Genomic DNA, 12,688 nt, shown 5'->3' on the forward strand with positions numbered 1-12,688 from the left:
TTTAGGTCTATTTTTTAATTGATTTAGATAGTGCCCAATCTTTTTAATAAAGTATTGATAAAAATATTAATGTAGTGATCTATATCATCTTTGAAAATCATATATTGTAAAGCTAGCCCATAACTTAATGATACAAGCTCTATGACAATAGAATCATAGTCATCAGGCTCAGTTATCTCCGTTAAAGAAAAGAATTGATTCATAATCTTCGTTACTTCTTGCTGATGGGTTTTCCAAACCTTTTGATACTCCTCGGCGAAGGTAATATCACGTGCAGCAAATAGCTGTAGTTCTATTGATATTTTAAGCCATTCATCGTTTGTAAAAAAAGCGGTCAGCCATTGACGCAATGAATCAATTAGTTGCTCTGTATTTGAAGGGGTACTGGTAAAGATTTCTTGTAGCTGTAAATTTTCTTTAGCGAATTGAAGCTGCATCAGCTCAAGCAAAAACTCTTCTTTATTGTTGAAATTCGAATAAAAGGCACCTTGAGTATAACCTGCCTGTTTAGAAAGATTCCTGATAGATACCGCGTTATAACCAAATTTAGAAATGAGAGCAAACCCAGCTTCAATAAGATGCTGTCGAGTTTGTATCTGTTTTTCATTGCGAGAAAGAGTCATAAGAGCCAGATAAAATAATAATTGAGATATCACTTGATATCTTAATTTCCATAAGATATTTTTGCTACTCATTTATTTCAAATATCAACTGATATTTGACTGTGCGACAATAAAGGCGATATATGTCTCAAGTCTCTAAACGTATTGTAGTTATCAATGGTCATCCATCCGATACTAGTTTTAATCATGCATTAGCTCACAACTATGTAGAGCAGGCAAAAACATTAGGTATTCACGTAGATCTAATAGAAATTGCCAAGTTGGGTTTTGAACCTAATTTAAAATATGGTTATGAAAAACGAATGGAATTGGAACCTGATTTAATGGATGCGCTTGAAAAAATTCAGGCTGCGGATCATTTGGTATGGTTCTTTCCAGTGTGGTGGGGAGGGCTGCCGGCTATCGCTAAAGGTTTTATTGACCGACTCTTTTTACCGAATCTTGTCTTTAGTTACCGAGAAAACAGCAATCGTGTTATTGGTCATTTACAGTCAAAAACAGCACGACTGATTACGACTTTAGACCAGCCGGGTTGGTTTTATCGTTGGTACTATGGTGAACCAAGTACTCGACAACTTAAAAAAGCGACTTTGCAATTTTGTGGGGTCAGTAAAGTCAAAGTTAATTATGTTGGAACAGTGCGGGGCGCAAGTTTAGCCCAAAGGCAAAAATGGTTAAATCAAATCGGTAAATATGCCAAAAAAGATTGCCAACTCATCTCGTCCTAAGGTAAATCTGCGGGAGTTTTTAATAAAATAAGCGTAAAGGAAAAGAGAGTTTTTTTAATAAAGAATTTAATAAAAAAGTTTTATTAATTCGTATTTAACTCTAGAAAATTATTCTTACTTTCTTATTTTGCTTAAAAAGTGCTAACAAAACGGTTTTATCTATGAAAAATTAATATTTTCCTACAAAAAGCCGTTTGGCGTTGGTCATAAACAAGGTGATAATGTGCAGTTACATTTTTACGCAATGATTTAACACCTATGTCGCATATTTCTGTCTTACTTTTTGAGACCGTTGAGAGCTTATTGGCAGATCGCACAACAGGGGTGTATATCGATGCAACCTTCGGAAGAGGTGGGCATACACGTTTATTGCTCTCTAAACTTGATGAAAATGCACGAGTGTATGCATTTGATAAAGACCCTCAAGCACTGGAAGTTGCTGCTGCTTTGGCACAAGAAGATCCAAGATTTACGATCATTCATGCGAGTTTTGCTGATATCAAAGAGAAGATGCAGGAAATTGGTGTGATGAGTGTTGATGGCATTATGGCTGATCTGGGAGTGTCATCTCCTCAACTTGATCAGGCAGAACGTGGTTTTAGTTTCATGCAAGATGGTCCGTTAGACATGCGAATGGATAATTCTAAGGGTTTAACTGCGGCCGAGTGGTTACTTGAAATTGAAGAAGAACAATTAGCAAATATTATTTATCAATATGGTGAAGAGCGTTATAGTCGACGTATTGCTAAAGCCATTAAAAATGCTGGAAAACTAGATACAACTGCTCAATTGGCGGAACTTGTAAAAACAGCTCATCCAAAATGGGAAAAACATAAACATCCAGCGACACGTACATTTCAGGCTATTCGTATTGCTATTAATAAAGAGCTCGAAGATATTGAAGTGTTTTTGCCGCAAGCTGTAGACTTACTCAAACCGGAAGGACGTTTGTCTGTTATTAGTTTCCATTCTCTTGAAGACCGACTGATTAAGCAGTTTATTCAAAAAGAATCTACGTTAGCAGAAGATTTCGGTTGGGGAATGCCAGAGCAGCGGGTAGATACAAGAAGATTAAAGAAAATTTCACGGGTTCGTGCGAGTGAAGAAGAAGTAAAAGCGAACCCTCGTTCACGTAGTGCATGGCTTCGGGTTGCTGAACGCTTGGAAGAAAAAGGCGCGTAATGAAAAGCAGTGATGAAATCGCAACCACAGAAAATAAAGTGGTTAAAAAAGTTGTGGTGTATACAGTCTTGGTGGCACTTGTTTTTATAAGTGCCATGATGGTGGTATTTCAGGTATTTGAATATCGTCATGATTATAGAGAGCTTAGCTCTTATATGCGTGAACGTGATGATCTCAATGCTGAATGGGGGCGTTTGCTCATTGAGCAACAAACCTTTGGTGCAACGGCACAGATTGGTACACGTGCTGTAACTCAGCTACGGATGTTTTCTCCACCGGCTGCAGAAACGGTGGTAATTTCTTTACCAATGACCTCAGAGCAAAATAAGTAAGGCCTTGCTGTATGGTAGATAAGCGAACAAAACAAACACGGAAAAAACAGCAGTCTATTTCGGAAAAACCAACTCTTGCCTTTGATATGTGGCGGTTTTATCTGCTCTGGGCAGTAGTGTTACTCTGTTTTGTTGTTTTAATTGCACGTGCATTTTATGTACAGGTAATTAATAAGGATTTTTTACAAAACAAGGCCAATGCCAATATTTTGCGTACTGAGCGTGTAGAAGCTATGCGTGGCGTGATTAGTGACCGCCATGGCGTGCCTTTGGCAATTAGTACACCGATCATGAAAATCGTAATGGATCCGCGTGATTATTTCGATACAAAGCATTTATATGACCAAATTACAGCGGAATTAAAGAAAGATCCGAACAATCGTAAATTAAAAAGACAATTACCCGATAAAAACTTAAATCTTGATGAGTTGGCAGATGTCGTTGGTTTAGACCGTGCCGATCTTAAAAAGCAGATGAATGCACGACCGCGTTCTCGTTATCTGGTTCTGAAAAAAGAAATACCACCGCAACAGGCAGACCTCATTACGAAGGGTAACTTTCAAGGGGTATATGCCGAGAAAACCTATAAGCGTTATTATCCTCAACCACAGCCAAATGCCCAGATTATTGGTTTAACCAACAGTGAAGGCCAAGGGATTGAAGGCTTGGAAATGCAGCTCAATAAACAGCTGTCAGGTGTGGATGGTGAGCAAAAAATTATTCGTGATAAGCGCGGAAATCGCTTAAAAGTTTCAGAGGTTATCCGTGAGGGTGAGCCTGGCGAAAATATCACTTTAAGTATCGACTCTCGTTTGCAATACATTATGTATAGAGAGCTGACCGCAGCTGGTGTTGCAAATAATGCCCGTTCGGCAACGGCAATTGCTGTAGATGTTAAGACTGGTGAAATTCTGGCAATGACCAGTTGGCCGTCATATAACCCGAATGATAAAAATGGTTTGTCTAATAAAGATGCCATGCGTAACCGTGGTGCGATTGATATGTTCGAACCGGGTTCAACCATGAAGCCATTTACAATTTCTTCTGCATTAGAAACTGGGCAATATACGCCTAACACGATTGTAAATACTTCTCCAGGTTCAATGCGTTTAGGTTGGCATACGATTCGTGATACCCACAACTATGGTGCTTTAACTGTTAGTGGCGTCATTATCAAATCTTCAAACGTGGGTTCTGCAAAAATTGCATTGTCACTTCCAAAAGAAACACTACCAAGCTTCTTTAATCGTGCTGGTTTTGGTAAACGCTCGGCTGTGAAATTTCCGGGGGAAAGTTCAGGTTTAGTGCTTCCAGTAAGTAAATTGAACTCTTCTCAAATTGGTACCATGGCTTATGGTTATGGCCTAAACGCAACTATTCTTCAGTTGGCGCAAGGCTATGCAATGCTTGCAAATCATGGCGTAAAAATGCCTCTAAGCTTGCATAAACTCGATCAAGCACCTAAAGGCGAGCAAGTTCTAGCTCCAAAAATTGCTGATCAGGTTTTGCTTATGTTAGAGCAGGTTACGATGCCTGGTGGTACGGCAAAGCAAGCTAATATTCCGGGTTATCGTGTTGGTGGTAAAACAGGTACGGCTCATAAACTTCGTGCAGACCGTAAAGGTTATTCAAATAATGAATACCGTGCTTTATTTGCTGGTGTTGCGCCAATTAGTGACCCACGTTTAGCTGTTATTGTCGTTGTTGAAAACCCACAAGGTCGCTATTACGGTGGTTTAGTTGCGGCCCCTGTTTTTGCACGCATTATGCAAGAATCATTACGTTTAATGAATGTGCCGCTTGATAAGCCCCTTGATACTTCAGTAAATCCTATTCGCAGGTAAGCTATGTCTGTTTCTTTTCAAGAAATTAATCCAGTCGAGATTAATGCGCAGTGGTCTCAGCAGCCTTTTCACGGCTTTAGTCTAGACAGCCGTAAGGTTGAGTCAGGCCAAATTTTTATTGCTTTGACCAGTTATAGCCAACCTGAAAAAACACGTGCTTTTGCAGAGTCAGCGCTAGCCAATGGCGCACTTGCGATCATTAGCGAGACGGAATTAGGTGTAGCAAATGAATGGGTATGCCCTGATGTACGTCAGCGCATGGGCGAATGGCAAGAGCGTTATTTGCAACATATTGACCCTGTTACACCAGCGCGTATCGTTGCAGTAACAGGCACAAATGGTAAAACGACAATTTCACGTTTAGTTGCTGAATTAATTAGTTCACAACAACAGCGTTGTGCGGTGATGGGCACAACTGGTAATGGTATTTTGCCTGATCTGACACCATCAACTCATACTACGCTCGATGCTTTACAACTACAAAATGCATTACATGATTATGCTAAACAAGGTGCAACTTTCGCTTCTCTTGAAGCAAGCTCACATGGCTTAGAGCAAGGTCGTTTAAATGGTTGTGCGATTGAAATTGCTGTTTATAGTAATTTAAGTCGTGATCATCTGGATTATCATGGCACTTTAGAGGCTTACGCAGAAGCAAAGGCTCTTTTATTCCGTTTTAATTCTTTAAAAGTAGCTGTTATTAATCTTGATGATGAACATGCTGCTCTTATGATCAATGCAGCAAAACAAAATCCTGCTCAGCCAAAGATTCTGACGTATTCACTTACCCAAAATACGGCTGATTATTATATTAGTGACTTAAGTTACTCTTTGGCAGGGGCGACTTTTAATTTAGTCAGCTCGCAAGGTTCTTTTGCTGTTCAAAGTCCATTATTGGGGCATTTCAACGTTGAAAACCTGATTGCAGCGCTTATTGCTGCTGAGCAAGCAGGTTTTGATTTAGACGCTTTAGTCGCTTTTGTTCCTAAGCTCATAGGTGCGCCGGGACGAATGCAGGTCATTCGCGATGGTGAACGTTTATTTGTTGTGGATTATGCCCACACACCTGATGCTTTGATTCAGGTGCTTAAGACTTTAAAACGTCATGTATCTAATCAGCTTTGGGCGGTATTCGGGTGTGGTGGAGATCGTGACCGTGGTAAACGTCCACTCATGACTCAAGCCGCTTTGGATGGAGCGAATCCGATTATTCTGACTTCGGATAATCCAAGAACTGAAGACCCTGAACAAATTTTTGCTGATATGAAGCAAGGAATTGATTTCTCTGGGCATCACATGCAGGAAATTCATGATCGCCGTGAAGCAATTAAATTTGTTGCGCAGCAAGCTCAAGCTGGTGATATTGTGGTTATTGCTGGTAAAGGTCATGAAAATTATCAAGAAATTAATGGTGTGCGCCACTGGTTTGATGATGTTGTCGAAGTACAATCAGCAATTGCTGCGCAACACCATACTGTAGACGCTGCTTACCCTGCACAATAGGATTATTTATGCATACTTCAACCACCAGTACCGTGCCTTTGGAACCGTGGACAGCTCAACAATTACAACAGGCAACGCAGGGCTATTGGCATAAAGACCAGATCCCTCAAACTGAAATTAAACGTATTTTGACGGACTCTCGTCATGCGGAAACTGGGGATGCCTTTTTAGCACTAAAAGGTGAGCGTTTTGATGCACACGACTTTGTAACTCAGGTTGCCGCGAATGGTTGTCAAATCGCCATTGTTGAACGTCCTTTAGAGATAGAAATTGCACAGTTAGTTGTTGCCGATACTCGCTTGGCTTTGGGGCAACTCGGCGCTTATCGCCGTGAGCATAATACCCAATTAAAAGTGATTGCTTTAACAGGTAGTAGCGGTAAAACCACAACTAAAGAAATGTTGGGAAGTATATTATCGCGCTTAGCTCCGACATTAATCACCCGTGGTAATTTAAATAATGATCTTGGTGTACCCATGATGCTGCTAGAGCTTCGCAAGGAACATCAATATGCGGTGATGGAGTTGGGTGCAAGCCATCAAGGTGAAATTGATTATACTTCTAAATTAGTTCAGCCTCATGTTGCAGGCATTTTGAATATTGGTACAGCTCATCTGGGCGAATTTGGTGGACGTGAAGGTATTTGCCGAGCTAAATCGGAAATTTATCGTCATATTTTTCCAAATGGCGTTGCAATCGTACCGCAGCAAGATGATTTCACTGCTGAGATTCTTAACGCCGCAAAAGCGCATCGTATTTCTACATTTGGTGTGGGTGGCGATGTGTATGCAACAGATATTGAATTATTACCTCAATCAACAAATTTTACGCTACATACGCCGCAAGGTGTCAGTGCCGTTAAACTCCATTTTGCAGGTGAGCATAATGTTCAGAATGCGACCGCAGCTGTAGCCTTTGCTTTAGCAATTGGTATTGGACTAGAAGATATTGTCCAAGGCTTAGAGCAAGCTCAGGGAGCTAAGGGTCGTCTTAACTTTATTCAAAAGTCACCTTACTTATTTATTGATGATACCTATAATGCCAATCCGACCTCAATGCGTGCTGCTGCACAAGTGTTGTTGCAGCAACAAGGCTTAAAAGTGATGGTCATGGGGGATATTGGTGAGTTAGGTGATAGCAGTTGGCAAGAACACCACGATTTAGGCCGTTATCTTGCTGAGCTTCCTTTAGATCATATTATTGCAGTTGGGCAGTTTGCTCCAGCCGCTCTCGAGGGTGCAGACTCTCATTCCAATAAAGTGAAAGCATTTCAGACACAAGCTGAGGCGCTTCCATTTCTAATCAATCTAATCCAAACACATCAACCACAGTCCATGAGTTTCCTGTTTAAAGGTTCTCGCTTTACTCATATGGAAACGTTGATGGCTGATTTGATGGAGAAACTTTAAATGCTGTTATGGTTGTTTGAACAACTTGCGGGCTATCACAGTTCGTTTCAGGTCGTTCGTTATTTAACATTACGTTCTTTACTCAGTGTATTAACTTCACTGACCATTGGTTTGGTCCTCGGGCCGATCATGATTCGTAAATTACAAGCGTTAAAATACGGTCAGGCAGTAAGTTCATTTGCTCCTGAAAATCATGCTAAAAAGATGGGTACACCAACCATGGGCGGGATTTTAATTCTGCTTTCAATTGGTATTAGTACTTTACTCTGGGCTGATTTATCTAACCCTTATGTCTGGATTGTGCTTGGTGTAATGGTTGTATTCGGGGCTGTGGGCTGGGCAGATGACTGGATTAAAATTCGCTATAAAGACAATGCAGGTTTACCTGCCCGTAAGAAGTTTTTCTGGACTTCTGTTGCATCGCTTGGGGCTGGTATTGCTTTATATTTAATTGCAACCCAACAGTCGAATGCTGAACATACGGCAAACATGCTGGATTTATTGATTCCATTCTTTAAGAATCTTTCAATTCCACTCTCTATGGTTCCTTTGGGCTTGGCATTTATTGTATTTACCTATCTAGTTATTAATGGTGCTTCTAACGCCGTTAACTTAACTGATGGTTTAGATGGTTTGGCAATCATGCCTGTTGTAATGGTCGCTACGGGCTTAGGTGTATTTGCTTACTTGTCAGGTGACATCCGTTTCGCTAACTATTTGCATATTCCCTATGTGAAATATACCTCTGAGCTTGTTGTAATCTGCTCTGCCATGATTGGTGCGGGTTTGGCATTTCTTTGGTATAACGCACACCCAGCTCAAATCTTTATGGGTGATGTTGGTGCATTAGCTTTAGGCGCGATGCTTGGAACAATTGCTGTTATGGTACGCCAAGAAATCGTATTTGCGATTATGGGTGGTGTATTTGTAATGGAGGCTGTATCTGTCTTCTTGCAAATTGGATCGCTGCGGATGCGTAATAAACGCGTGTTCTTAATGGCACCGCTGCATCATCACTATGAAAAGCAGGGCTGGAAAGAAACCCAAGTTGTGATTCGTTTTTGGATTATTACAATTATATTAGTAGTTTTAGGTCTAATGACTTTAAAATTGCGATAGATCTTATTTTAGTGTCAATATAAAGCCAGTTCTACTGGCTTTTTTTATTGGAGAGATGAATGACAAAAGTTGCTGGTCTAGACCAATTATCTGTAATTAATCAGAAAGTAGTTGGAGAAGGCGAAGTATTACCTCAAGTTGTGCTTAAAGATGGAAGTCAGGTACAAACCGGAACTGTCGCTACAATGCTGCATAATATTGAATTATATAATGCAGGCCAAAGAGGTCAGATTGAGGAAGAATTAAAGATTGCTATTCCAACTTTAGTCAAAGTGGGGCTATTTGATTTATTTCAGGTAGATGAATGGATTAAGGGAACAAATGCAGGGCGTACATTTGTGGGAATGCATGCAAAGTCTTATTTACAACATAAAGAACAAGAGAACAATTAAAAGTGACTAAGCAAATTTTAATGTGTCCTGTGTGTCGTCAGTCTCTCGATTTAAATGAAAAAACTTGGCGATGTGGACAAGGGCATAGTTATGATGTCGCTAAACAAGGTTATGTGAACTTACATGTTGTGCAACATAAACATAGTAAGAATCCTGGAGATACACCAGAGTCGGTCGATGCGCGAAGAGCTTTTTTACAAGGTGGTTATTATCAGCCTTTACAACATGCTGTAGTCGCTTTATTAAAACAATTAGATGTAAAAACCGTACTTGATATCGGGTGTGGTGAGGGCTATTACACCAGTGCTATGCAGCAAGTCGTTGAGCAATGTGTTGGTGTTGATATTGCAAAAAATGCGGTACAGCGTGCAGCAAAGCTCAATACTGAGGTGACTTGGGTTGTGGGGACTGGTGCGACTTTGCCTGTGCTTGATCAAAGCATGGATGCATGTACCAGTTTGTTTAGCCCAATTCCACAGGCAGAAATTGCTCGTGTTTTAAAGGATGATGGATATTTAATTGTTGTCACTCCTGCATCTGAGCATTTATATGCAATGCGTGAAGCTTTATTTGAACAGGTTAACCCTCATACACCAGAGAAGTTTGTGGAGCAGTTGCAAGATTTGTTTGAGCTCAAACAAGAGCAAATTATTAATGCCCCTTTTGTGCTTGATCAACAGGCTTTAAAAAATCTGATTGCTATGACACCTTATGCTTATAAAGCCTCTCCTGAGCGTCGTTTGCAGTTAGAGCAGCAGTCGCAATTAGAGGTAACGGCATCTTTTCAAATTTATGTCTTTCAGAAACGTAATAAAATAGCTAGTTAGCAGTCTATTTTTAAAAGCGTAAAAAAGTCATCATACGATTTATTTTTAAGAGCGCAAAAAAAAGCCATCATACGATGGCTTTTTTTTGCTATTCAATCTGATTAATCAGATTTTCTAGTTCATCTTTCTCACGCTTCGGTGCTGCTCCCTGTGAAGGCTTCATCGCAGGAGGTGCAGCTTTTGATGGAATAACAATTTCCTCACCTGGTAAATCGGAGAAGTCATTGTCATTGCTTAGTTTTGGTTGTGGCGGTGCTGGGCGATATAGCGGGCGTGCTAATGGTGGAGCTGCACGATAAGTTTTCTTATCGCCTACTTCAGTAACAGTTTGTTGTTTGTCACGTGAAATAGGACCTTGGGCATCTTTATCTAAACGAACCCAAGATGCTGGCGTACCTTGCAATGCTTGACCCATAAAGTTAATCCAGATCGGTAGTGCAGCAATACCACCATACTCACGTCGACCTAATGTTGTCGGTTGGTCAAATCCAACCCACGTTACAGTCACTAACTTGCCGTTAAAGCCTGCAAACCATGCATCTTTTGCATCGTTGGTTGTACCAGTTTTACCGCCTAAATCACTACGGCCAATTTTAAGTGCGGCACGGCCTGTACCATGCTCAATTACATCACGTAAAATATTCGCCATATCGTAAGCAGAGCTTGATTTTAAAATACGTTGAGCTTGGCGATACTCGCTATTCGCTTTATCAGTTTGTTTAAGATTAAGTTGCTTAGCTGCCTTTTCTTTCTGCTCTACGTCTTTGTTAGTAACCTCAATCACTTCATCATCTGTTGTCGTAGCTTTCTGCTCGTCATCAGTTGTGTCAGGCGCGTTAATGCATGGAATACATGCATATTCTGGCTTAGCTTGATAAATCACTTTACCGTATGCATCTTCAATACGCTGAATAAAGTGTGGTTGAACGCGATAACCACCATTTGCAAAAGTTGCATATCCAGTTGCCATTTGAATTGGTAATACTTGAGGTGTACCTAGAGCAATGGTGTAGTTACGTGGAATTTGATCTTCTTGTAAACCAAAATCCATGAATAACTGGCGAGTACGTTCAATTCCCACAGTTTGCAAAAGGCGTACTGACACGGTATTACGAGACAAATACAAAGCACGACGTAATGGAATCATCCCTAAATAACGACCGTCTGAGTTTCTCGGTGTCCACTTACCAATTGTGATAGGACTATCATTCACCATGCTGTACGGTGTCATACCGCGTTCAAGTGCCAATGCATAAACAAACGGTTTGATCGTTGAACCTGGTTGGCGCCAGCCTTGTAAGGCGCGGTTAAATTTCGATTGATAGAAGTTATAACCACCTACAATTGCTTCAATTGAACCATCATTCGGGTTAATCGCAATAAGTTGGCCTTGAACTTTTGGAACCTGAACTAAAGACCATGCTGTTTTTGCATCATTTGGACGTAAGCGAACAATATCTTTAACTTGAACAATTTGAGATGCACGTGAAGGAGCACCACCTACACTATTCGCATTGCGATAGGGGCGAGCCCATGACATACCTGACCACTGTACAGTAACAGTCGTGCCATCTTGCATTAATGCGTCAAAAGAGTTGCTATTTACCTTGGTAACTTGTGCCGGGTAGGTATTGGCATATGCTCTAAATTCATTTAATGGTTTATCGTGTGCTTCCGCACCACGCCAGCCATGACGACGGTCGTAAGCTTCAAGACCATCTTGTACAGATTTCTCTGCAATCGCTTGGCGTTTAGCATTGATGGTTGTATAGACTTTATAGCCAGAATCAATGGCTTGTTCACCAAAATGCTTTACAAGCTCTGAACGAACCATTTCGCCTGCATACGGGTGAATATTATTTAAATCCCGATTGGGCATGTTTAAGTTGATCGGTTCAGCTACAGCTTTTTGATATTCTCCTTGAGAGATATAACCCAGCTGTAACATACGGCCTAAAATCCAGTTGCGACGTTCAAGTGCACGTTCAGGATTAACTACAGGATTGTATTTAGAAGGCGCTTTCGGCAAACCTGCAATCATTGCCATTTGAGCAATGCTGAGCTCATTAATACTTTTGTTGTAATAAATTTTGGCTGCTGCTGCGATACCGTAGGCATTTTTTCCTAAGAAGATTTTATTCACATAAAGACTGAGAATTTCTTCTTTAGATAAGTTTTGCTCAATTTTTCGAGCTAAAAAGATCTCGGTTATTTTACGTTTTAAGGTTCTTTCTGGGCTCAAATAATAGTTCTTTGCAACCTGCATGGTAATGGTTGAACCACCAGTTTGCACATCAGAACCAGTTACACTTTCACTTAAAGCACGCCCTAAACCTTTAAAACTGATCCCGCTATGTTCAAAGAAAGAAGAATCTTCTGCTGCTAAAAATGCATGAATAAAAGCAGGAGGAATTTGTTTGTATTCAACTGGAATAGAAAGCTTACCACCATACTCGGCAATCAGTTGATTATCTGAGGTATAGACCTGTAGCGGTTTTAAAAGCGGAGCTTTTTTTAGTGAACTCATTTCAGGGAGCGATGGGGCGATATAGAGATACATGCCATAAAAGCCCATCGGAAGTGAGACTAAGATAATAATAATGATCAAAAAAATTGGACGCACGAAGCCCAAACTGGATAGCTTTTTCATGATAAGTAAGCTTTAATAAGATCGAATACAAACTAATTGTGGTCAGTATAGCCTTTAGACATGCGGATTGTTAGATGAG

General features: G+C 40.5%; 11 protein-coding genes. 9 read left to right on the top strand and 2 right to left on the bottom strand.

Going from position 1 to position 12,688, the window contains the following annotated elements; all coding sequences use genetic code 11:
• Positions 1-23: 23 nt before the first annotated feature.
• Complete coding sequence (locus tag F886_RS02385; protein WP_034590741.1) at positions 24-623, bottom strand: TetR/AcrR family transcriptional regulator; 600 nt, start codon at positions 621-623, stop codon at positions 24-26.
• Between the two features lie 122 nt (positions 624-745).
• On the opposite strand from F886_RS02385, the gene F886_RS02390 reads away from it, so the two are divergent.
• The 9 genes from F886_RS02390 (at position 746) to F886_RS02430 (ending at position 9,959) form a co-directional block, all read left to right on the top strand.
• Positions 746-1,351: an NAD(P)H-dependent oxidoreductase gene (locus tag F886_RS02390; protein WP_005300938.1), complete on the top strand. Its 606-nt coding sequence runs from the start codon at positions 746-748 to the stop codon at positions 1,349-1,351.
• A 258-nt stretch (positions 1,352-1,609) separates the two neighbouring features.
• Positions 1,610-2,533 (top strand): 16S rRNA (cytosine(1402)-N(4))-methyltransferase RsmH, encoded by a 924-nt coding sequence (gene rsmH / locus F886_RS02395; RefSeq protein ID WP_005300940.1) that lies wholly within the window; start codon positions 1,610-1,612, stop codon positions 2,531-2,533.
• Entirely contained in the window at positions 2,533-2,865 is a 333-nt protein-coding gene (ftsL, locus tag F886_RS02400) for a cell division protein FtsL (RefSeq protein WP_004789835.1), read from the top strand. The genes rsmH and ftsL overlap by 1 nt, the downstream gene beginning before the upstream one ends.
• Before the next feature lie 11 nt (positions 2,866-2,876).
• A complete protein-coding gene (ftsI, locus tag F886_RS02405) occupies positions 2,877-4,709 on the top strand; it encodes a penicillin-binding protein PBP3 (RefSeq protein WP_005300944.1) in 1,833 nt (610 codons plus the stop codon).
• A gap of 3 nt (positions 4,710-4,712) precedes the next feature.
• Positions 4,713-6,212: a UDP-N-acetylmuramoyl-L-alanyl-D-glutamate--2,6-diaminopimelate ligase gene (locus F886_RS02410; RefSeq protein WP_005300947.1), complete on the top strand. Its 1,500-nt coding sequence runs from the start codon at positions 4,713-4,715 to the stop codon at positions 6,210-6,212.
• Positions 6,213-6,220: 8 nt separating this feature from the next.
• A complete protein-coding gene (locus F886_RS02415) occupies positions 6,221-7,621 on the top strand; it encodes a UDP-N-acetylmuramoyl-tripeptide--D-alanyl-D-alanine ligase (RefSeq protein ID WP_005300950.1) in 1,401 nt (466 codons plus the stop codon).
• Positions 7,622-8,740, top strand: a complete 1,119-nt coding sequence (gene mraY / locus F886_RS02420; RefSeq protein WP_004789827.1) for a phospho-N-acetylmuramoyl-pentapeptide-transferase — start codon at positions 7,622-7,624, stop codon at positions 8,738-8,740.
• Positions 8,741-8,799: 59 nt separating this feature from the next.
• Entirely contained in the window at positions 8,800-9,132 is a 333-nt protein-coding gene (locus F886_RS02425; RefSeq protein WP_005300952.1) for a DUF7709 family protein, read from the top strand.
• Between the two features lie 2 nt (positions 9,133-9,134).
• The gene (locus tag F886_RS02430; RefSeq protein WP_005300955.1) at positions 9,135-9,959 is read left to right on the top strand and encodes a putative RNA methyltransferase; all 825 of its coding nucleotides are present in this window, start codon (positions 9,135-9,137) and stop codon (positions 9,957-9,959) included.
• Between the two features lie 88 nt (positions 9,960-10,047).
• On the opposite strand, the gene ponA is transcribed toward F886_RS02430, so the two are convergent.
• Positions 10,048-12,609, bottom strand: coding sequence for a penicillin-binding protein PBP1a (ponA, locus tag F886_RS02435; RefSeq protein WP_005300959.1), 2,562 nt, complete (start codon positions 12,607-12,609; stop codon positions 10,048-10,050).
• Between the last annotated feature and the right edge of the window lie 79 nt (positions 12,610-12,688).

Source organism: Acinetobacter sp. NIPH 542 (genome assembly GCF_000369825.1).
Taxonomy (GTDB): domain Bacteria; phylum Pseudomonadota; class Gammaproteobacteria; order Pseudomonadales; family Moraxellaceae; genus Acinetobacter; species Acinetobacter oleivorans.

Coding starts and splice junctions, on each gene's coding strand:
- F886_RS02385 (WP_034590741.1), bottom strand. CDS start 623: ATGACTCTTTCTCGCAATGAAAAACAGATACAAACTCGACAGCATCTT.
- F886_RS02390 (WP_005300938.1), top strand. CDS start 746: ATGTCTCAAGTCTCTAAACGTATTGTAGTTATCAATGGTCATCCATCC.
- rsmH (WP_005300940.1), top strand. CDS start 1,610: ATGTCGCATATTTCTGTCTTACTTTTTGAGACCGTTGAGAGCTTATTG.
- ftsL (WP_004789835.1), top strand. CDS start 2,533: ATGAAAAGCAGTGATGAAATCGCAACCACAGAAAATAAAGTGGTTAAA.
- ftsI (WP_005300944.1), top strand. CDS start 2,877: ATGGTAGATAAGCGAACAAAACAAACACGGAAAAAACAGCAGTCTATT.
- F886_RS02410 (WP_005300947.1), top strand. CDS start 4,713: ATGTCTGTTTCTTTTCAAGAAATTAATCCAGTCGAGATTAATGCGCAG.
- F886_RS02415 (WP_005300950.1), top strand. CDS start 6,221: ATGCATACTTCAACCACCAGTACCGTGCCTTTGGAACCGTGGACAGCT.
- mraY (WP_004789827.1), top strand. CDS start 7,622: ATGCTGTTATGGTTGTTTGAACAACTTGCGGGCTATCACAGTTCGTTT.
- F886_RS02425 (WP_005300952.1), top strand. CDS start 8,800: ATGACAAAAGTTGCTGGTCTAGACCAATTATCTGTAATTAATCAGAAA.
- ponA (WP_005300959.1), bottom strand. CDS start 12,609: ATGAAAAAGCTATCCAGTTTGGGCTTCGTGCGTCCAATTTTTTTGATC.